The following is a 19,243-nucleotide window of genomic DNA, read 5'->3' as shown; positions in this document are numbered from 1 at the left end:
CCGGATAAAAGGCGCTGAGTAAGAAACAGACGGGAGCGAAACTGTTTCAGCTTGAAGACGGTCTGAGGCCTTGTCTGCGCAAGGGAGTGCGAGGGGCTTCGCTGCATCACTTCACCTGTTTTGTTTTTTTAAGTGTGAGTGCATGTCACTGGTGAGGCCGACTATAAACCCGGCCCGCTTAAAATCTCAATATATATATTTGCATCCCATATTTTGGGATTTACCCAGCAAAGCGTGTGCAATGCTTTCCAGGCACATCCACTGCAATCGACAACACGGCCCCGTCTAACGGATGGCCCAGCGGACTTGCCGCGCTGGTGATGTACAGGGTTTTCAGATCCGCACCGCCGAACACGCAACTGGTGGGACGGCTGATCGGCAATTCGATGATCCGATCGACTTTGCCGTCCGGGCTCAACCTGAGCAGGCAGCGACCGTCCCAACGGGCATTCCAGATAAAACCTTCGGCATCCATCGCCGAACCGTCCGGAACCCCGCGCTCATTGGGGCCAAACCAAACCTGCGGCGCATCGAGGGCTCCGTCGGTACGGATGAAATGTCGGTACAAGGTGCCAGCGAGGCTGTCGCCGAAATAAACGCTAGTGCCGTCATCGCTCCACAGCAGCGTATTGGGGACGCCCAGCCCTCGGAGCAGCGGCATGACCCGAGCGTCCCGATCAATGCGGAACAGCCCGCCGGTGCGCCGTTCGATGGGCAAGTCTTCGCCTCGCTCGTCGATGTTGTTTTGCATGGTGCCAAGCCAGAGCCGGCCCTGGGCATCGCAGCGGGCTTCGTTGGGGCGGTTGCCCGGTTGTGGATCGGCCACGCAGAACAATGTCAGGCGCGGGTCCAGCCCGGGTGAGTCCAGGTCCAGCCGATACACGCCACTGCTCAGTGTCACCAGGGCGTCGCCGCTGGCGCAGGGGATGAAGGCCGATACATGCTCCGGCATCTGCCAGATCTGCACATTGGCCCCGATCAGCCGTAGCGCCTGTTTACCGGCAATATCTACCCAATACAGTGCCTGGGTCGGCGCATCCCAGAACGGACCTTCTCCCAGTTTCGCCCGATGCCCGGTAACCGCGGTCCACGTCATGTAGCCTCCTGCATTGTTCTTGTTTTTATTGTGTAGGAGCCAGCTTGCTCGCGAAGGCGTACCAGTCGACCTGGTGGTAGCTGATACACCATCGCGAGCAAGCTCGCGCCTACTGCGGTTCGAGTTGTCAGCACGCTTTTTTATCGGCCATGACTTGCGGGTAGTAACGCTTGATCGCCAGGTCGGCGTTATCGATCAGAGTCATGCAGGCCCAGACACCCCGGGCAGTATCACGGGCCGCGATAGCCTCGGCCAGGTCCCGGTGAATCGGCAAGGTTCGGCGCAGTTCATTCGGGTCGGCGGCGGACACTTCAAAGGCCACCGCCAGCAACGCGCCGAGGGCGGGAACCATCTGTTCGATGAATTGATTGTGGCTGGCTGCCAGGATGCACTCGTGGAAGAGCTGGTCGGCACGGTTGTAATCGATGCCGCTGTCCACCGCCCGTTCCAGTGCGTTGCAGGCCAGCAGGATCGCGTCCACCTGTTCTCCGGTTGCGCGTTCGCAAGCCCAGCGCACAGCCATCGGTTCGATGGTGCGACGCAGATCGAGTAGATCGTCGACGAAGTTTTCCGGCAAACCGCTGCGTGACAGCCAGCCGACGACTTGTGGATCAAAGAGGTTCCAGCGCCGCACCGGCAACACCCGCGTGCCGACTTTCGGGCCGACTTCGAGCATGCCTTTGGCAACCAGGGTTTTGATCGCTTCGCGGATGACCGTGCGGCTCACGCCAAGTTGTTCGCCGAGGTCGGCTTCGACCTTGAGTGACTCACCCGGCCTGACCTGCCCCGTGGCGAGCCAGCATCCCAGCCAGTCGACCGTCGAAGCATGAAAGCTGTTGGACATGGGCACCTCGAAGCCGAATGCGATGGCAACCCACACTAATCATCATACGATTGGGAGTCAATTTGATTTTTTGAAGAAATCAGAAATCTAATGTGGGAGCGGGCTTGCTCGCGAAGACGGAGTCACATCCGACAAAGATGTCGGCTGACCCAGCGCTTTCGCGAGCAAGCCCGCTCCCACAGGGTTTTGCGTCAGGGTTCGAGACCGATGGGGAAAAACTCACCGCCACTCCATACACCGAGCCAGCGCTGGCCGTCGATCTCGCGACTCACCGCCAGCTCCACCAATTGATAGAACACATTGCGATGAATCAACGCCTCAAGATTGCTGCGCACATGTACGTAAGGGGCTGGCTCCTGCGTTACCGGGTCGATGACCACACGCAGCGGATGACCGGCACCAGCCTCGGTGGTTTCCTCGACGTTGGTGGTAAAGCGCAACACCTGCGCCTCGCCCTCGCCTTCCACGTCGACGGCAATCGCCACGAACGGCGCATCGTCGACCTTGATGCCAACCTTTTCGACGGGTGTGATCAGGAAGTAATCATCGCCATCGCGGCGAATGATGGTGGAGAACAGCTTGACCATCGGCTTGCGCCCGATCGGGGTGCCCAGGTAATACCAGGTGCCGTCCCGGGCGATGCGCATGTCGATGTCGCCGCAGAAATCGGGATTCCACAGGTGCACCGGCGGCAAGCCTTTGGTCTTGGGGATTTGCCCCAGCAAGTCGTTGGCTTTTTGCGGGCCACTCATGGCGTTCTCCTTAGAATTACTGGTCGCTGAGCCCCAGCAGGCTGCGCGCGTATTGTTCCAGCGGCGGGCCCATCAGGTCTTCCGGTTTTTTATCGTGGAACGTCAGTAAACCGCCACGACTCTTGATGGTCGCAGTATCAATCAAATACTGGGTGCTGGTCTCGATCAAACTGATCTGAATCATACCGCTGTCGATGCCGAGGCGATCCAGGGCTTCCTGATCCAGCCACTCGTCCGAGTTGCCGATACGGTCATCAGACTTGGCAAATCGGGTGTAGAGCAGATAGTGCGCACCGGCGGCACGGGCTTCGCCCATGGCCTGGTCGAGGCCTTCCGGCGTACGGGCACGGCGGACCATCGGGAAGTATTCGACGAAGCCATCGAACGCGACTTCGGCAATCACGTTAGGCCGTGGATAAACGGCGCTGCCCGGCGGCATGAAAGCGCCTTGGGCGATGTAGACGAACGAGTCAGGCTGAATGCGCAGGTTGTTTACGCGACGACTGTCGCTGTGGTCGAGCAGCCCCGCATCGCTCATATGGTAACGAGTCCCTTCGGCCATATCGCTGACGTTCATGCAACCACCAAGTGCCAAAACGGCCAGCAGCAAAACCAGGCTACGCATCCTATCCTCCAGAGGCCGGTGTCGGAAAACCGGCGAATGGCCGTAGGATGCAGCTTCCGCGCCAGCTCATCGTTGCCTGATCAATCGCAATCGCGGGCAAGCCACGCTCCCACAGGATTTACGCAAATTCTTGTGGGAGCGTGGCTTGCCCGCGATGAGGCCGGATCAGCCGCCGATAATCTTCATGACAGTCGCGCCGCCGGAGAACGCCACTTCCTGCTTGTCCCCCAAGGCTTTCACCAGGAGTCTCTGCAAGGCCGGCAGCGCCTGATGACGTGGTTTGTCCAGCAAATCACCGATGTAATGGCGATTGCTCGATGACAGACAGCCATGCAGCCACCCGGTGGAAGATAAACGCAACCGTGAACAGGTCCGGCAGAAAGGCACGCTTTCATTGGCGATCACGCCGAAATAACCCTGGCCGGGAATTTCATAGCGAACGGCCGTCGCATCGACCGGGGCATCGGCCTGCAGGTATTCGTAGCGCTCGCCGATCAGGCTCAGCAACTGCTGGAGGCTGACGAACTGTTGCAGAAAGGCGTTGGAATCGTTGGCCAGGTGACCCATGCGCATCAGCTCAATGAAGCGCAGTTCATAACCACGCTCCAGGCAGTAGTCGAGCAGCGGCATCACTTGATCAAGGTTCTGCCCGCGCAGCGGCACCATGTTGACCTTGATCTTCATGCCGGCCGCACTGGCCTCGTTCATGCCGTTGAGCACAGTGGCCAGGTCGCCGCCCCGGGCAATGCTGCGGAACGCACTCGCATCAAGGGTATCGAGGGAAACGTTGAGGCGCCGAATGCCGGCGTTCAGCAGCAGCGGCAGTTTCTTCGCCAGCAACTGACCGTTGGTGGTCAGGCTGATGTCTTCCAGGCCCATCTGCCCGACCGCTGTCATGAACGCTTCGAGTTTCGGGCTGACCAGCGGCTCGCCGCCGGTAATGCGCAGACGCTCGATCCCCGCCGCTTCAATCAGATAAGCCACGCCACGCGCCATGGCTTCGGCCGACAACTCATCCTGCGCAGCCACCAGCCGCTTGCCGTTGGGCACGCAGTAGGTACAGGCGTAATTGCAGGCTGAGGTCAGGCTGATGCGCAAGTTGCGAAAACGCCTGCCTTGACGGTCAACGATCATGGTCACTCCGGCGGAAGAATATTCGGGCCGCTAAAACTTGACTCAGAAATCAAGTTTTAGCAAGTCCTCTACCTGAGTATATTCCTGCGGTACTGCGCCAAGTAGCGAAATAATGGCGCAATAAGGCAACTGAATGACTCAGCTGCTCGAAGTGTCGGTGTCGCGCTTGCGCTTGTTACCCATGCGCACGCCGATGTCCATGAGGAACTGGAAGAAACCTTCCTGATCCTCCAGCACATTGCTCCAGAATGGCGAGTGATACAGCGCGACGGCACCGTGCACCAGCGCCCAGGACGCGCAGTAATGGAAGTAAGGTGGCACGTCTTCCAGCTTGCCTTCGCTGATCCGGCCTTTGATCAGCAAGGTCAGGCGCTCGAAGTTCGAGGCACGGATGTTGTGCAGTTCCTCGATCATCTCCGGCACCTGGTTGCCCTTGACCACTTTTTCTTCAAGGCGGTCGAACAGGCGATAGCGTTGTGGATCGCGCATGCGGAATTCGAAGTACGCCCGGGACAGGGCTTCCTTGTCCTTGTCGACATCGGCCGAATGCAGCAGCGCGTTCAAATCGCGCTCGTAGTCGAGCATCAGGCGCAGATAGATTTCTGCCTTGGATTTGAAGTGTTTGTAGATCGTGCCTTTGCCGATACCGACGGCATCAGCAATCATCTCGACGGTGACACTGTCTTCACCTTGTTCGAGGAACAGCTTGAGCGCGGTATCGAGAATTTCCTGCTCGCGGCGACGAAACTCACGGACCTTACGAGGTTCTTTATGCATAAGAAAAGGTCTGTCGGGGTCAAAATTCGAAGCCGCGTATTATGCCTAACTTGCACAAAAATGCACGGATCATCCGACCATATCTGCGCTTTCTGGTCATTCCGTGTACGTTTACAGGTTGATGAGAACCCTTCCGAAGCGCACGTATTCCAAATTTGTTTAAAAACCCTGACCAGCAAACTGGACTAGGCGCAATCCTGATCAATACTTGAACTGTCGGCGGGGCATCTCCCCCAAGTGTCACGCCGATATTGGTACCAAAGGACCGCGTACCATTGTTTTACTCCTAATGGTCTTAACCCGGATTCACCCCCCAGAACCCGGGTTTTTTTTGCCTGCGATTTAACCTTTTACATGCGCCAGCGGGAACAGCCGCTTGAAATTCGCCGTGGTCTGCTCGGCAAATCGCTCGTAGGGTTCACCACGCAACATTGCCAGAAATTCCGCTACCTCACGCACGTACTGCGGCAGGTTCGGCTTGCCGCGATAGGGAATCGGCGCCAGGTACGGCGAGTCCGTTTCCACCAGCAAACGGTCGGCTGGCACCTTGCTCGCCACATCACGCAACGCGTCGGCATTGCGAAAAGTGACAATCCCGGACAGGGAAATGTAATAGCCCATGTCCAGCGCGGCCTTCGCCATCTCCCAGTCTTCGGTAAAGCAATGCAATACGCCCGCCTGGGGCAGCGCCGCTTCACGCAACAAGTCCAGGGTATCGGTGCGGGCGCCACGGGTGTGGATGATCACCGGTTTGCCGGTCTGCTGCGCCGCTTGCAGGTGCAGGCGAAACGACTCCTGCTGCAACTGCGCCGCTTGCGGTTCGTAGTGGTAGTCCAGGCCGGTTTCGCCGATGGCGACCACACGCGGATGATTGAGCTCCTGCAACAGCCAGTCCAGCGCTGGCGCGGCGCCCGGCTGCACATCCAGAGGGTGCACGCCCACCGAGCAGTCGACGTCGTCATAACGTTCGGCCAGGGCTTTGACGTCGGCCGCGTTGTCCGCGCTGACACCGATACACAGAAAGTGCCCTACCCCGCGCTGTCGGGCCGCATCCAGGGCGGCATCCAGGGAGCCGTCGTGGGCGGCCAGGTCGAGACGATCAAGGTGACAATGGGAATCTACGAGCATAAAGGGCTGCAACTTACATCGAATGGGTGGGACGGTCGGATGTTCCGATACTCAGAGTCTAGGCGCAGACAGTCATCTTTGGGCAGGCAACGACGCCCATTGCACCAGCAATGCCTCCAGCAGCAAGGCTGGATTGAGGTTGGCCTTGCTCAAGACTTTCTGTCGCTGGGCGAGGATCCAGTCCTGGATATCGAGGACTTTGCCCTGGGCACTTTTCTGCGCCAGGTATTGCACGACCTTGCGCATATCGGTCAGGCCGAGGCCGGCTTCGTCCTGGGTCAACTGATAGCGCAGGATCAGGCTCGACCAATCGCAGAACCAGTCGAACAGGCGCAGCATCGGAATGTTTTTCCAGTCTTCGGCCAGTTGCGTCGGCGACTGCTGTTGCTTGAGAAGTTTTTTCACCCCTTCCACCACTTGCGTGCGCTGTTCACGCACGCCCTGGGCCTGAAGGCTGACCGCCGCCAGTGGTGAACCGGCAGCCAGCGTCAGCAGTTCGACACGCTCTTCTTCGGAACACTCCGGCAACGCCTGAGCCAGCCATTTCAAGCTCATGGCATCGCCCGGCAGCGGACAGGCCTGCTGCACGCAACGACTCTTGATGGTTGGCAACAAACGGCTCGGCTGATGGCTGACCAGCAACAAAACAGTATCGCCGGACGGCTCTTCAAGGCTTTTGAGCAAGGCGTTGGCGGCGTTGATGTTCATCGACTCGGCCGGCTCGATCAGCACCACCTTGCGCCCGCCCAACTGCGCGGTCTGCACTACGAAACCGACCAGGTCGCGAACCTGATCGACCTTGATCGCCTTGTCGGCTTCTTCCGGTTCCAGGATGTAGTTATCCGGGTGACTGCCAGCCTTGAGCAGCAGGCAGGATTTGCATTCGCCGCAGGCGTCCAGCGCGTTCGGGCGCTGGCATAGCAAGCTGGCCATCAAGCGCTCGGCCAGTGCCCGCTTGCCGATCCCGGCCGGGCCATGCAGCAGGTAGGCATGAGCATGCTGGGCGCGACCGGCCAGTTGCTGCCAGAGACTTTCCTGCCATGGGTAGGCCTCAGCCACGGCTCAACTCCAGCAGGCGCGGCAGCAAGGCATCCAGCGATTGCTGAACCTGTGCCAACGGTTGGGCTGCATCGACCAGCACATAACGCGCCGGATCCGCCTTGGCCCGCTTGAGGAAGGCATTGCGTACGGCATCGAAGAAGGTCCGGCCTTCGAGCTCGAAACGATCCAGACGACCGCGGGCGCTGGCGCGGGCCAGGCCGACCTCGACAGGGAGATCGAAAATCAGCGTCAGGTCCGGGCGCAGATCGCCCTGAACGAAATTTTCCAGGGTCGCGATGCGCTCCAGCGACAAGCCGCGGCCACCGCCCTGATAGGCGTACGTCGAATCGGTAAAACGATCACACAAGACTACGGCACCGCGGGCCAGCGCCGGGCGAATCACTTCAGCCAGGTGCTGGGCACGCGCCGCGAACACCAGCAGCAACTCGGTATCCGGGTTCATGACTTCGTCGACCGGGGCCAACAGCACTTCACGGATGCGCTCGGCCAGCGGCGTGCCACCCGGCTCGCGGGTCAGCACTACCTCGATGCCGGCGGCGCGCAAGCGCTCGGCCAGGTATTCGCGATTGGTGCTCTTGCCGGCGCCTTCCGGGCCTTCCAGAGTAATAAACAAGCCAGTCACAGGCAGTCCTTAGTCAGAGTCATTGCGGGCTTTTCGACGCGTTGGCATCGAGGGCCGGCGTTTCAGGAACCGGCGCAGGATCTTGCGGCGCCACCTGCGGCAGCGCCTCGGGAGCCGTGTTGGGTGAAGCGGCCGGGATCGGGGCCAACTCTTGCGAAGCCTTGGCCTCCTCAGTCCCGGTTTGTTCAGTCTGGGTCGGCGGTGTCTCAGGCATGGAAGCCGGCGCCGGGCTGGAGCGGTAATCGGCGCGACGCTTGAGCTGGAACTCCTTCACAGCATTGTTGTGGGCATCCAGGTCATCGGAGAACACGTGAGTGCCATCACCGCGTGCCACGAAGTAAAGGCTGTTGCCCTCCACCGGATTGAGCGCCGCATGAATGGCTTCGCGACCGACCATCGAAATCGGGGTCGGTGGCAGGCCCGCATTCATGTAGGTGTTATAGGGCGTCGCTTCCTTGAGGTGAGCCCGGGTCAGCTTGCCGCTGTAGCGGTCGCCGAGGCCGTAGATCACCGTCGGATCGGTCTGCAACAACATGCCCATCGCCATGCGCCGCACAAACACACCGGCAATTTGCCCGCGTTCCTGCGGCACACCGGTTTCCTTTTCGACCAGCGAGGCCATGATCAGCGCCTGGTAGGGTTCGGTGTACGGCGTATCCGCAGCGCGCTGATCCCACTCCTTGGCGAGTACTTCGTCGAGGCGGTCGTAAGCGGTTTTCAGCAGCTCGATATCGGACATGCCGCGCACGTAGCGATAGGTATCAGGGAAAAATCGCCCTTCCGGAAAAATCCCGGTGTGGCCGAGCTTGTCCATGACCTGGCTATCGCTCAAACCGTTGAGGCTGTGATCGAGCTTCTCTTCCTTGGCCAGCGCTGCGCGGACCTGACGAAAATTCCAGCCTTCGACCAGCGTCAGGCTGTACTGAACCATTTCCCCACGCTTCCACAAGTCAATCAGGCCTTCGACGGTCATACCCGGTTGCATGCGGTACTCACCGCTGTGCAGAGGCTGTTTGGGGAGGTTGAAGCGCCAATACACACGCAGCCAGAACGCGTCCTTGATGACGCCATTGGCTTCAAGTCGATAAAAGGTGCGGGTCGGCGTCGTGCCCTTGGGCACATCCAGCAATTGCTCCTGGGCAATGTTCAGCGGCTGTACCAGCGCCGAATGAATTTTCCAGGCTGAAGCACCCAACAGCAGCCCCGCCAGAACCACTCCGGTTTCCAGCAGCAGCAAGAATTTACGTCTCACGTATCAAGCATCCAGTAGCGCACGGGCAATGGTTTGGAGTTTACGGGTGAGCGGCCCAACCGGCCAGTGAAGAGCAGCACAGGCGCGCACCGGCCAGATACCATACACGCTGTTGCAGACAAAGACTTCGTCAGCCCATTGCAGCTGTTCGAGGGGAATGTCGGTGATTTGCAGGGGGATTCCAAGCGACTTGGCCTGAAACAATATTTCGGCACGCATCACGCCGGCCACGCCGCAGCGCTTGAGGTCAGCGGTGATGAGCACACCATCGCGCACCAGGAACAGATTGCTGAACACGCCTTCAATCACGCGTCCGGCCTGATCGAGCATCAAGCCTTCGGCATGTTCGGTGCCCTGCCATTCGGCACGGGCGAGGACTTGTTCAAGACGGTTCAGGTGCTTGAGGCCGGCAAGTAATGGCTGTCTGGACAATCGCGTGGCGCAAGGAAACAAACGAACACCCTGCTCGCCATGCGCGGCAGGGTAAGCCGCAGGTGGATTGCCTTGCAGAATGCGTCGGGCCTGGGCCGAAGGATCGGGAGCGTAACCGCGCAGACCGTCGCCGCGGGTGAGAATGAGCTTGAGCACCCCGTCACCCAATGCCGCGGCATAGGCCTGCAATTCGCTGCGGATCAACGCCTGATCGGCGGCAAGCGCCAGACGCGAACAGCCATCCGCCAGACGCGACAGATGCCGGTCCAGCAACACTGGCTGCCCGTTGCGCACGGCGATGGTCTCGAACAGACCATCGCCATAAGCCAGGCCGCGATCCTTCAGCGACAAAGCGTCAGCCGGCTGACCGTCGACCCAGCTGTCCATCAGCCTGCGAACCGGCGGAACACCAGCGAGCCGTTGGTGCCGCCAAAACCGAAGGAGTTGGAAACCACTACATCGATATCCATGTTGCGCGCGGTGTGCGGCACGAAATCGAGGTCACAGCCTTCATCCGGCTCATCGAGGTTGATGGTCGGCGGCGCTACCTGGCTGTTGATGGCCAGCACGCTGAAGATCGCCTCGACCGCACCCGCCGCACCCAGCAGGTGGCCGGTCATGGACTTGGTCGAACTGACGGCCAGCTTGTAGGCGTGATCGCCGAACACCGACTTGATCGCACAGGCTTCGGCAAGGTCACCGGCTGGCGTCGAGGTGCCATGGGCGTTGATGTACTGGACTTGATCGCTGTTGATCTTCGCATCGCGCAAGGCATTGGTGATGCAACGGGCGGCACCGGCGCCATCGGCCGGTGGCGACGTCATGTGGTAAGCATCGCCACTGGTGCCGAAGCCGATCAATTCGGCATAGATCGTCGCGCCGCGAGCCTTGGCGTGTTCCAGCTCTTCAAGGACCAGCGCACCGGCGCCATCGGACAGCACGAAGCCATCGCGGCCCTTGTCCCATGGACGGCTGGCGCGGGTCGGCTCGTCATTGCGGGTCGACAGTGCGCGGGAGGCACCGAAGCCGCCCATGCCCAGACCGCAGGCCGCCATTTCGGCGCCACCGGCAATCATCACGTCGGCTTCGTCGTACATGATGTTGCGGGCTGCCATGCCAATGCAGTGCGTACCGGTGGTACAGGCCGTGGCGATGGCGTAGTTAGGTCCCTGTGCGCCCAAATGGATCGACAGGAACCCGGAAATCATATTGATGATCGAACCTGGCACGAAAAACGGAGAAATCCGTCGTGGGCCGGTCTCGTGCAGGGTGCGGCTGGTTTCTTCGATATTGGTCAGTCCGCCAATACCCGAGCCCATGGCCACGCCAATGCGTTCACGGTTGGCGTCGGTGACTTCCAGGCCGGCGTTGCGTACCGCCTGAAAACCTGCGGCCAGACCGTACTGAATGAACAGGTCGAGCTTGCGGGCTTCCTTGACCGACAGGTATTCCTCGACATTGAAGCCCTTTACCGAGCCGCCAAAACGGGTGGAATAGGCAGAAAGGTCGGTGTGTTCGATCAGACCAATGCCACTGCGGCCAGCCAGAATGCCCTGCCAGCTGCTCGGCACATCCGTGCCCAGTGGCGACAACATACCCATACCGGTGACTACGACGCGTCTACGCGACACAGCACTCTCCTTTTTCAAATGACGACTTTGCATCAGGCCTAAAGAAAAAACCGCACGCCGTGATAGCAGTGCGGTTTTTCCATGACAGCGAGCAACGATTACAAACTATTACGCCTGGTGGGCAGTAACGTAGTCGATTGCAGCTTGTACTGTAGTGATCTTCTCAGCTTCTTCGTCAGGGATTTCGGTCTCGAATTCCTCTTCCAGAGCCATCACCAGCTCAACGGTGTCAAGGGAGTCGGCACCCAGGTCTTCAACGAAGGAAGCAGTGTTGACCACTTCTTCTTCTTTAACGCCCAGTTGCTCAGCAACGATTTTCTTGACGCGCTCTTCGATGGTGCTCATACCTTGTTTTCACTCCTAATGGACAAATTCAGGCAGCTGGCCAGTGGGTAAGTGTATAGAAAGGCTTTTCAGCTTTTCAACTGAAAGCTTCACTCCTCAAACCCGGTGACCCTATGCCTATAAATAGATTGCAGCTTTATAACGGATTTTAGACAGCTCGTATGACATTTTTTTGAAGCAATCCGTCACATTTGAATTACATGTACATCCCGCCGTTCACCGGGATTGTAGCTCCGGTAACGTAAGCCGCACCGTCCGACGCAAGAAAAGCGACCACGGACGCGATCTCTTGAGCTTGCCCCAGACGACCCAGCGGAATCTGCGTCTGCAAGGCTTCACGCTGTGCCTCGGGCAATTCACGGGTCATATCGGTATCGATGAACCCTGGGGCCACCGAGTTTACCGTAATCGAACGCGAACCGACTTCACGCGCCAGAGCACGACTGAAACCTTCCAGGCCGGCCTTGGCGGCAGCGTAGTTTACTTGGCCTGCGTTGCCCATGGCACCCACAACCGAGCCAATACTGATAATTCGGCCCCAACGCGCTTTGGTCATGCCGCGCAAAACGCCTTTGGACAGGCGGAACAGACTGTTCAGGTTGGTATCGACAACGTCATGCCACTCGTCGTCTTTCATGCGCATCATCAGGTTATCGCGGGTGATACCGGCATTGTTGACCAGGATCGCCGGCGCACCGAACTGCTCCTGAATGCTTGCCAGAACACTTGCCACGGACTCGTCGCTGGTGACATTGAGTTCCAGGCCGGTGCCTTGAATACCGTTTTCTTTCAGGGTCGCGGCAATACGCTCGGCACCCGACGCAGAGGTCGCGGTACCCACAACGATGGCGCCCTGACGACCCAGTTCCAGGGCGATAGCCTGGCCGATACCACGGCTGGCACCGGTGACCAGTGCAACTTTACCTTGCAGACTCATGCAAGCTTCTCCTGATTCAGGCCAACGCTGCACGGGCGGCAGCGAAAGCGTCTGGGGTATTGAGGTTGGATGTCGACACGCCTTCGGCGCAACGCTTGTTCAGACCGGCCAGCACTTTGCCTGGGCCACACTCGACCAGACTGGTCGCGCCCCTGGCTGCCAGCGCCTGTACCGATTCGACCCAGCGTACTGGCTTGTACAGCTGTTCGAGCAGATCACGCTTGAGGGTTTCCAGATCGGCCGGCACTTCGGCACTGACGTTCTGGACCACGGGAATCTGTGGCGCCTGCCAGTTGATCGCGGCGATCGATTCGGCGAAACGCTCGGCAGCCGGACGCATCAGCTCGCAGTGGGACGGCACGCTGACCGGCAGCGGCATGGCACGCTTGGCGCCACGGGCCTTGCAGCCTTCGATGGCGCGATCAACGGCAGCCTTGGCGCCGGCAATCACCACCTGGCCCGGGGAGTTGAAGTTGACGGCGCTGACCACTTCGCCCTGTGCCGCTTCGGCACAGGCAGCCAGCACATCAGCATCTTCCAGACCGAGGATGGCAGCCATGCCACCCTGCCCGGCTGGAACCGCTTCCTGCATCAGTTGGCCGCGACGCTCAACGAGCTTCACCGCGTCTGCCAGTGTCAGGCTACCGGCAGCAACCAGCGCGCTGTATTCGCCCAGGCTGTGCCCGGCAACGTAAGCCGGACGCGCACCACCTTCCGCCAACCAAAGACGCCACAGGGCGATAGAGGCGGTCAGAATGGCCGGTTGGGTTTTATCGGTTTGATTGAGTTGCTCTTCCGGCCCTTGCTGGGTCAATGCCCACAGGTCGTAACCCAGTGCATCGGAAGCTTCTTTGAATGTTTCAAGGACAACCGGATGTTGTGCGCCCAACTCGGCCAGCATGCCGAGGGACTGCGAACCCTGTCCCGGGAAGACGAATGCGAGGGAAGCAGACATGTAACAAGCCCCTAATGATCTTGTCGTCGGAGAGTTGGCGTCCCGCTTGGGGGACGCAAGAAACTGACAGTTGGATGGCCCATCGAACCAAGCGGTCACATTTAAGCATTGTCCGACGAAAACGCCTAAGGCAACAAATCCTCCAGACGGCCGTGCAGGCGCTCGGGAAGATTCTCCTGAATCTCGATCAAGGCTCGCTGAATGGCACTTTGAAAGCCCTGAACCCCGGCAGAACCGTGGCTTTTCACTACAATTCCCTGCAATCCGAGAAAGCTCGCACCATTGTGTCGGGCAGGCGCCAGATCAGCCTGCAGACGCTTCATCAAGGGCAGCGCCAGCGCGCCAACCACGCGAGAGGCCACGTTCTTTCTGAACAATGCCTCGATGCGCCCGGCAATCATGGTCGCCAGGCCTTCGCTGGATTTGAGCAGGATGTTGCCGACAAAACCGTCACACACCACCACATCCGCTTCGCCACGGTACAAACCGTCGCCTTCGATAAAGCCGATGTAATTGATGCCCCGGGCGCTTTGCAACAACGTCGCTGCCAGCTTGACCTGTTGATTGCCCTTGATGTCTTCGGTACCGATATTCAGCAACGCCACCCGTGGACGCGTTATGCCCAGGGTTTCCGCCGCAACCGAGCCCATGAGCGCAAACTGCAGCAGATGCTCGGCACTGCAATCGACGTTGGCACCCAGGTCGAGTAATTGGCAGTAACCCTTTTGTGTCGGAATCGCCGCCACCATGGCCGGACGGTCAATACCCGGCAGGGTTTTGAGCACGAACCGCGACAACGCCATCAGCGCCCCGGTATTGCCGGCACTGACACAGGCCTGGACTTTACCGTCGCGCAGCAGCTCAAGCGCCACGCGCATCGACGAATCAGGCTTGCCACGCAAGGCCTGGGCGGGTTTTTCGTCCATGGTAATGACTTCGCTCGCCGGGGCAATCGACAGGCGCGCGCGATCCACAGCCGATTGGCCAGCGATCAATTCTTCAAGGAGGGAGGGTTGACCGACAAGGGTCAGGTACAGCGAAGGCGTAGCAGACAGGCAAGCAAGGCTGGCCTGGACAATGCTGCGGGGACCGAAGTCCCCGCCCATTGCGTCAATCGCGATGACTTGAGCGGACAAGTGATTACTCGTCAGCGCCCTTGTCGATCACTTTACGGCCACGGTATACGCCTTCTGGCGATACGTGGTGACGCAGGTGAACTTCACCGGTGGTTTTTTCTACAGACAGGGTGCTAGCCTCGAGAGCGTCGTGCGAACGGCGCATGTCACGGGCAGAGCGGGATTTTTTGTTCTGCTGAACAGCCATAATTGATTAACTCCTAAACGTTTGGGTCACGCTTTAACTGCGCCAATACACTGAACGGGTTGGACCGCGTTACCTCGTCCTCGCTCGGTTCGGGCTCATCTGCTCCCGCCGGCTGCTGGCATTCTTCCGGATGATGAGCAGGCACAATGGGCAAGGCGAGCAGAAGCTCCTCCTCGATCAGTGACTGCAGATCCAAAGGATCTTCGCCCAGTTCCAGCACGTCATAACCTTTCGGCAACGACTGGGTATTCGCACCCTCCTTCACCACAGCGTAACTGCATTCGCTGTGGATCGGCAGGGTGACCAGCTCAAGACAACGCTGGCAAACCATTTTGACTTCAGTGTCGATAAAGCTGTGGATGACCACAGATTTACGTTCATCTCGTTCAAAAACGAATTTAGCCTGCACCGTACCGACATTGTCGGAAAGCGGGTCGCAGAGTCTCTCCAAATCGGCCAGCAGCATTTCACCTTGAAGGGTGGTGCCACGATCAGCCAATTTGCGCGGGTCAACGTGAGGTGGAATCGGGTCATTCAACATAGGCGCAGCATTATAGGGATGCACCCGCCCATGTCAAAGGAAATTCAGCCCTGTCCGCCACTTGGAAGCCTCGCTAGAATTCGCACCTGCCTTTTGGAGATGCGCATGCTGCCTTTATTACTCGCTTCCGGCTCGGTCTATCGCCGGGAATTGCTGACCCGCTTGCAGCTGCCTTTCACTTGCAGCTCGCCGGATATCGATGAAAGCCATCGCCCGGGCGAATCCGCCATCGAGCTGGTCAAGCGCCTCGCCGAAGAGAAAGCGCGGGCCCTGGCCGACAGCCATACCGCTCATCTGATAATCGGCTCCGACCAGGTCGCCGTGCTGGGAGACCGGATTATCGGCAAGCCCCACACGTTCGAAAAAGCCCGCGAACAATTGCTGGCCTCCAGCGGTGCCAGCGTGACCTTCCTGACCGGCCTGGCCCTGCTCAACAGCCAGAGCGGGCACTGCCAGGTCGATTACGTGCCGTTCACCGTACACATGCGCACACTCGACGCCGCACGCATCGAACGCTACCTGCGCGCAGAACAACCCTACGATTGCGCTGGCAGCTTCAAGGCCGAGGGCCTGGGGGTAAGCCTGTTTCAAAGCACCGAAGGCCCGGACGCTACCAGCCTCGTCGGCCTGCCCTTGATTCGCCTCGTGGACATGCTGCTCGCCGAAGGCGTACGAATCCCCTGATTACGACAAGCATGCGTTCGAGTGCGCAGCGCTCGCAATTTCGGTGCGCGATTTGCCTGTAAGGTCGCGGCGGATGTCTTGGCGAGCGCTGCGCACTCGAACGCAGGCTTCGCCAGCTGCTACAGAGACTGCGTTCAAACGAAAAAAACCGGCCACCTGGGCTAATGCTGATCAGTTAGGCGAACCCAGACGCCACGCCTTCCTTGTAGCAGCTGCCGAAGGCTGCGTCCGACTGCGCAGCAGTCGTAAATCCGGCTTGCACGATCTCCCTGACGTACCGCGAACTCTGATTTTACGACTGCTGCGCACTCGGACGCAGGCTTCGCCAGCTGCTACAGGGACTGCATTCAAACGAAAAAAAACCGGCCACTTGGGCCGGTTTCTCTACACGCTGAAAATCAGCGCAGCGATGGACCGTTAAAACCCATCCACATCGCCAAATGCTCAGCCACGCTGGCACCGAGTTTTTTCGAGAAGCGGTCGAATGGCGACTCCTGAACGGTAAAGTCCACCAGTTCTTTCTCGCCGATCACATCCCGCGCGACCGAACTGGCATTACCCAGCCCATCGATCAACCCCAGTGGCAGCGCCTGCTCGCCCGACCAGACCAGACCGGAAAACAGCTCCGGATGCTCCTTATCCTTCAAGCGATCGCCACGCCCTTGCTTGACGCTATTGATGAACTGCTTGTGGGTCGTATCGAGCACGCCCTGCCAGAAAGCGGTTTCTTCCGGCTTCTCTGGCTGGAACGGATCAAGGAACGACTTGTGCTCGCCAGAGGTGTAAGTGCGACGCTCGACACCCAGCTTCTCCATGGTACCGACAAAGCCATAGCCTGCCGCCGTCACGCCGATAGAGCCGACCAGGCTCGCCTTGTCAGCGTAGATCTGGTCCGCCGCGCTGGCGATGTAGTAAGCACCGGAAGCCCCCAGGTCGGAAATGACCGCGTACAGCTTGATGTCCGGATGCAGGCCGCGCAGACGACGGATCTCGTCGTAGACATAACCCGACTGCACCGGACTGCCGCCCGGGCTGTTGATGCGCAGGACGACACCCTTGACCTTCTCGTCCTCGAAAGCCGCACGCAGGCTGCCAACGATATTGTCTGCGCTGGCCGGTTCCTTGTCGGCAATCATGCCTGTCACATCGATCAGCGCCGTGTAATGGGCACTGCGGGTAGCAGCTTTCTCCATATCCATCAGCGGCGAAAACAGAACAATTGCGCCAAACAGATACACAAAAGTCAGAAGCTTGAAGAATATTCCCCAGCGACGGGACCGACGCTGCTCCTGCACGCCGGCCAGCAGTGTCTTTTCCAGCAGCTTCCAGCTTCTGTCGTCACTGCTCTCTGCATTCGCCTTGGCGGGCGCCTTCCATTCGTCGGTCATGCCATCCACCCCAAAAACAACCGGTTAAGCCCGCTGACTCAGCCAGGCATGCAATTCAGAAAAGCGGTCGATGGCCAGTTGCGGCTCATACAACTTCAACGCTTCAATCGATTGAGCGCCATAACTGACGGCCACCGAGCCCATGCCGGCGTTGCGCGCCATCTGCAAATCAAAGGACGAATCACCGACCATCAACGCCTGTTCCGGGCGAACCTCGCAATGCGCGAGAATTTGCTCGAGCATCAGCGGATGGGGCTTGCTGGCGGTCTCGTCAGCAGCGCGGGTGATATCGAAGTAATTCTCCCAGCCATGGGATTTCAACACCCGATCCAGCCCGCGACGGGCCTTGCCGGTCGCCACAGCCAGATGATAACCCTCGGCACGAAATGCCTCGAGCGACTCGACCACACCCTCGAACAGCGGCGAAGGCACAGCCTCCGACGCAATGTAATGTTCGGCATAGTGCTCGCGGAACGCGATCAGTTCAGAGTCACCGATCTCGGGATACAGGGTGCGGATCGCTTCCGGCAAGCCCAGGCCGATGATGCCTTTCACGGCAAAATCATCGCGCTGTTCAAATCCGGAGCGCCGCGAGGCAACGTGCATCGCCTCGACAATCCGACCGATGGAGTCGGCCAGAGTGCCGTCCCAATCGAAGATCAGCAGCTTGTAATCAGATGGGCGCACTCAATCGCTCCACAGTCTTGGCCCACATCTCGTCAACCGGCGCCTGCAACTTCAATTCGCCACCATCAGGCAACGGCACGGTCAGCATGTAGGCATGCAGGAACAGGCGCTTGCCGCCCAGATCGCGGATTTCCTTGCTGAATCCTTCGTCGCCATACTTGGTGTCGCCAGCGATGCAATGCCCGGCGTGCAAGGTATGGACGCGGATCTGGTGAGTCCGGCCAGTAATCGGTTTGGCTTCGATCAGGGTGGCAAAGTCGCCGAAGCGGCGCAGGACCTTGAACACGGTCACGGACTCCTTCCCCTCCTCCTCGTCGACCTCGACCATGCGTTCGCCGGAGCGCAGATTGCTCTTGCCCAGCGATGCACGGACTTGCTTGATCGAGCTCGCCCAGTTACCGCGGACCAGCGCCATGTAGCGCTTGTCGACGCCATCACCGCGCAACGCGGTGTGCAAGTGGCGCAACATGCTGCGCTTCTTGGCGATCATCAACAGGCCGGACGTATCACGGTCGAGGCGGTGAACCAGTTCGAGCTCCTTGCAATCGGGGCGCAACTGACGAAAGGCTTCGATCACCCCGAAAGTCAGGCCGCTGCCGCCGTGAACCGCAATGCCGGCAGGCTTGTTGATCACGATCAGCGCCTTGTCTTCGAAGACAATCGACGCTTCGAGTCGCTGCAACAGCCCCTGCGCCAGCGGCACCGGCTCGTCGCGCTCGGGCACGCGAACCGGCGGCACGCGCACGATATCGCCCGCCTGCAGCTTGTACTCGGGCTTGATCCGACCTTTGTTCACGCGCACTTCGCCCTTGCGCAAAATGCGATAAATCAAGGTCTTGGGCACGCCTTTGAGCCGGGCGAGAAGGAAGTTATCAATACGTTGGCCGGCATATTCCGGCGAGACCTCAAGCAGTTGTACGCCTGGAGTCGGGAGGGTAGTCGTCGTCATGGCGCGGATGATAACAATTTTTTATGGAATTGAAGCACTTAATCATTGCTGCTATAGTCGCGAACGTCGCCAAAAGCGG

The 19,243-nt window shown here is 59.3% G+C and carries 22 protein-coding genes; 1 reads left to right on the top strand and 21 read right to left on the bottom strand.

What is annotated here, in order from left to right; translation table 11 throughout:
• Positions 1-220: 220 nt before the first annotated feature.
• From PMI28_RS13900 to PMI28_RS13985, 18 genes are all read right to left on the bottom strand, one after another.
• Positions 221-1,096, bottom strand: a complete 876-nt coding sequence (locus PMI28_RS13900; RefSeq protein WP_007987194.1) for an SMP-30/gluconolactonase/LRE family protein — start codon at positions 1,094-1,096, stop codon at positions 221-223.
• A 127-nt stretch (positions 1,097-1,223) separates the two neighbouring features.
• On the bottom strand, positions 1,224-1,940 hold the full coding sequence (locus tag PMI28_RS13905) for a FadR/GntR family transcriptional regulator (RefSeq protein ID WP_007987192.1): 717 nt from the start codon (positions 1,938-1,940) through the stop codon (positions 1,224-1,226).
• A 191-nt stretch (positions 1,941-2,131) separates the two neighbouring features.
• The gene (locus PMI28_RS13910; protein WP_007987190.1) at positions 2,132-2,692 is read right to left on the bottom strand and encodes a DUF1285 domain-containing protein; all 561 of its coding nucleotides are present in this window, start codon (positions 2,690-2,692) and stop codon (positions 2,132-2,134) included.
• A gap of 16 nt (positions 2,693-2,708) precedes the next feature.
• Positions 2,709-3,317 (bottom strand): DUF4823 domain-containing protein, encoded by a 609-nt coding sequence (locus tag PMI28_RS13915; RefSeq protein ID WP_007987188.1) that lies wholly within the window; start codon positions 3,315-3,317, stop codon positions 2,709-2,711.
• Between the two features lie 165 nt (positions 3,318-3,482).
• Positions 3,483-4,451 (bottom strand): GTP 3',8-cyclase MoaA, encoded by a 969-nt coding sequence (locus PMI28_RS13920; RefSeq protein WP_007987186.1) that lies wholly within the window; start codon positions 4,449-4,451, stop codon positions 3,483-3,485.
• A gap of 138 nt (positions 4,452-4,589) precedes the next feature.
• Entirely contained in the window at positions 4,590-5,228 is a 639-nt protein-coding gene (locus tag PMI28_RS13925) for a TetR/AcrR family transcriptional regulator (RefSeq protein WP_007987184.1), read from the bottom strand.
• Positions 5,229-5,570: 342 nt separating this feature from the next.
• Positions 5,571-6,356: a TatD family hydrolase gene (locus tag PMI28_RS13930; protein WP_007987182.1), complete on the bottom strand. Its 786-nt coding sequence runs from the start codon at positions 6,354-6,356 to the stop codon at positions 5,571-5,573.
• Positions 6,357-6,428: 72 nt separating this feature from the next.
• The gene (locus PMI28_RS13935) at positions 6,429-7,415 is read right to left on the bottom strand and encodes a DNA polymerase III subunit delta' (protein WP_007987180.1); all 987 of its coding nucleotides are present in this window, start codon (positions 7,413-7,415) and stop codon (positions 6,429-6,431) included.
• Positions 7,408-8,040, bottom strand: coding sequence for a dTMP kinase (gene tmk / locus PMI28_RS13940; protein WP_007987178.1), 633 nt, complete (start codon positions 8,038-8,040; stop codon positions 7,408-7,410). Before tmk ends, PMI28_RS13935 begins: the two co-directional genes overlap by 8 nt.
• Before the next feature lie 19 nt (positions 8,041-8,059).
• Positions 8,060-9,292 (bottom strand): endolytic transglycosylase MltG, encoded by a 1,233-nt coding sequence (mltG, locus tag PMI28_RS13945; RefSeq protein ID WP_007987175.1) that lies wholly within the window; start codon positions 9,290-9,292, stop codon positions 8,060-8,062.
• A 3-nt stretch (positions 9,293-9,295) separates the two neighbouring features.
• Complete coding sequence (gene pabC / locus PMI28_RS13950) at positions 9,296-10,111, bottom strand: aminodeoxychorismate lyase (protein ID WP_007987174.1); 816 nt, start codon at positions 10,109-10,111, stop codon at positions 9,296-9,298.
• A complete protein-coding gene (gene fabF / locus PMI28_RS13955) occupies positions 10,111-11,355 on the bottom strand; it encodes a beta-ketoacyl-ACP synthase II (RefSeq protein WP_007987172.1) in 1,245 nt (414 codons plus the stop codon). The genes pabC and fabF overlap by 1 nt, the downstream gene beginning before the upstream one ends.
• A gap of 108 nt (positions 11,356-11,463) precedes the next feature.
• Positions 11,464-11,700, bottom strand: coding sequence for an acyl carrier protein (acpP, locus tag PMI28_RS13960; protein ID WP_007987170.1), 237 nt, complete (start codon positions 11,698-11,700; stop codon positions 11,464-11,466).
• Positions 11,701-11,896: 196 nt separating this feature from the next.
• On the bottom strand, positions 11,897-12,637 hold the full coding sequence (fabG, locus tag PMI28_RS13965) for a 3-oxoacyl-ACP reductase FabG (protein WP_007987168.1): 741 nt from the start codon (positions 12,635-12,637) through the stop codon (positions 11,897-11,899).
• 16 nt (positions 12,638-12,653) lie between these two features.
• Positions 12,654-13,592, bottom strand: coding sequence for an ACP S-malonyltransferase (gene fabD, locus PMI28_RS13970; protein WP_007987166.1), 939 nt, complete (start codon positions 13,590-13,592; stop codon positions 12,654-12,656).
• Between the two features lie 125 nt (positions 13,593-13,717).
• Positions 13,718-14,728 carry a phosphate acyltransferase PlsX gene (gene plsX / locus PMI28_RS13975; RefSeq protein WP_081501429.1) on the bottom strand — a complete coding sequence of 337 codons (1,011 nt, stop codon included), beginning with the start codon at positions 14,726-14,728 and terminating at the stop codon, positions 13,718-13,720.
• Between the two features lie 4 nt (positions 14,729-14,732).
• Positions 14,733-14,915 carry a 50S ribosomal protein L32 gene (gene rpmF, locus PMI28_RS13980; protein ID WP_003179396.1) on the bottom strand — a complete coding sequence of 61 codons (183 nt, stop codon included), beginning with the start codon at positions 14,913-14,915 and terminating at the stop codon, positions 14,733-14,735.
• A gap of 13 nt (positions 14,916-14,928) precedes the next feature.
• On the bottom strand, positions 14,929-15,456 hold the full coding sequence (locus PMI28_RS13985) for a YceD family protein (protein ID WP_007942001.1): 528 nt from the start codon (positions 15,454-15,456) through the stop codon (positions 14,929-14,931).
• Positions 15,457-15,561: 105 nt separating this feature from the next.
• Here PMI28_RS13985 and PMI28_RS13990 point away from each other — a divergent pair, with 105 nt between their 5' ends.
• Positions 15,562-16,140: a Maf family protein gene (locus PMI28_RS13990; RefSeq protein ID WP_007987162.1), complete on the top strand. Its 579-nt coding sequence runs from the start codon at positions 15,562-15,564 to the stop codon at positions 16,138-16,140.
• A 398-nt stretch (positions 16,141-16,538) separates the two neighbouring features.
• Here PMI28_RS13990 and PMI28_RS13995 read toward each other — a convergent pair whose 3' ends face one another.
• The 3 genes from PMI28_RS13995 to rluC are packed head-to-tail and all read right to left on the bottom strand — an operon-like array spanning position 16,539 to position 19,164.
• The gene (locus PMI28_RS13995) at positions 16,539-17,528 is read right to left on the bottom strand and encodes a S49 family peptidase (protein WP_007987160.1); all 990 of its coding nucleotides are present in this window, start codon (positions 17,526-17,528) and stop codon (positions 16,539-16,541) included.
• 24 nt (positions 17,529-17,552) lie between these two features.
• Positions 17,553-18,215 carry an HAD-IA family hydrolase gene (locus PMI28_RS14000; RefSeq protein WP_007987159.1) on the bottom strand — a complete coding sequence of 221 codons (663 nt, stop codon included), beginning with the start codon at positions 18,213-18,215 and terminating at the stop codon, positions 17,553-17,555.
• Positions 18,202-19,164 carry a 23S rRNA pseudouridine(955/2504/2580) synthase RluC gene (gene rluC / locus PMI28_RS14005; protein WP_007987157.1) on the bottom strand — a complete coding sequence of 321 codons (963 nt, stop codon included), beginning with the start codon at positions 19,162-19,164 and terminating at the stop codon, positions 18,202-18,204. Before rluC ends, PMI28_RS14000 begins: the two co-directional genes overlap by 14 nt.
• Positions 19,165-19,243: the final 79 nt, after the last annotated feature.

It is taken from the genome of Pseudomonas sp. GM48, from assembly GCF_000282335.1.
Taxonomy (GTDB): domain Bacteria; phylum Pseudomonadota; class Gammaproteobacteria; order Pseudomonadales; family Pseudomonadaceae; genus Aquipseudomonas.
Note: the sequence above shows the minus strand (reverse complement) of the source record. Positions and strands in the feature narration are given on the sequence as shown.

What these genes read in the sequence shown, in the direction of transcription:
- PMI28_RS13990 (WP_007987162.1), top strand. Translation starts at nt 15,562, where the DNA reads ATGCTGCCTTTATTACTCGCTTCCGGCTCGGTCTATCGCCGGGAATTG.
- PMI28_RS13915 (WP_007987188.1), bottom strand. Translation starts at nt 3,317, where the DNA reads ATGCGTAGCCTGGTTTTGCTGCTGGCCGTTTTGGCACTTGGTGGTTGC.
- fabD (WP_007987166.1), bottom strand. Translation starts at nt 13,592, where the DNA reads ATGTCTGCTTCCCTCGCATTCGTCTTCCCGGGACAGGGTTCGCAGTCC.
- rluC (WP_007987157.1), bottom strand. Translation starts at nt 19,164, where the DNA reads ATGACGACGACTACCCTCCCGACTCCAGGCGTACAACTGCTTGAGGTC.
- PMI28_RS13905 (WP_007987192.1), bottom strand. Translation starts at nt 1,940, where the DNA reads ATGTCCAACAGCTTTCATGCTTCGACGGTCGACTGGCTGGGATGCTGG.
- PMI28_RS13930 (WP_007987182.1), bottom strand. Translation starts at nt 6,356, where the DNA reads ATGCTCGTAGATTCCCATTGTCACCTTGATCGTCTCGACCTGGCCGCC.
- PMI28_RS13985 (WP_007942001.1), bottom strand. Translation starts at nt 15,456, where the DNA reads ATGTTGAATGACCCGATTCCACCTCACGTTGACCCGCGCAAATTGGCT.
- PMI28_RS13910 (WP_007987190.1), bottom strand. Translation starts at nt 2,692, where the DNA reads ATGAGTGGCCCGCAAAAAGCCAACGACTTGCTGGGGCAAATCCCCAAG.
- PMI28_RS13995 (WP_007987160.1), bottom strand. Translation starts at nt 17,528, where the DNA reads ATGACCGACGAATGGAAGGCGCCCGCCAAGGCGAATGCAGAGAGCAGT.
- PMI28_RS13900 (WP_007987194.1), bottom strand. Translation starts at nt 1,096, where the DNA reads ATGACGTGGACCGCGGTTACCGGGCATCGGGCGAAACTGGGAGAAGGT.
- rpmF (WP_003179396.1), bottom strand. Translation starts at nt 14,915, where the DNA reads ATGGCTGTTCAGCAGAACAAAAAATCCCGCTCTGCCCGTGACATGCGC.
- PMI28_RS13920 (WP_007987186.1), bottom strand. Translation starts at nt 4,451, where the DNA reads ATGATCGTTGACCGTCAAGGCAGGCGTTTTCGCAACTTGCGCATCAGC.
- PMI28_RS13925 (WP_007987184.1), bottom strand. Translation starts at nt 5,228, where the DNA reads ATGCATAAAGAACCTCGTAAGGTCCGTGAGTTTCGTCGCCGCGAGCAG.
- fabG (WP_007987168.1), bottom strand. Translation starts at nt 12,637, where the DNA reads ATGAGTCTGCAAGGTAAAGTTGCACTGGTCACCGGTGCCAGCCGTGGT.
- acpP (WP_007987170.1), bottom strand. Translation starts at nt 11,700, where the DNA reads ATGAGCACCATCGAAGAGCGCGTCAAGAAAATCGTTGCTGAGCAACTG.
- pabC (WP_007987174.1), bottom strand. Translation starts at nt 10,111, where the DNA reads ATGGACAGCTGGGTCGACGGTCAGCCGGCTGACGCTTTGTCGCTGAAG.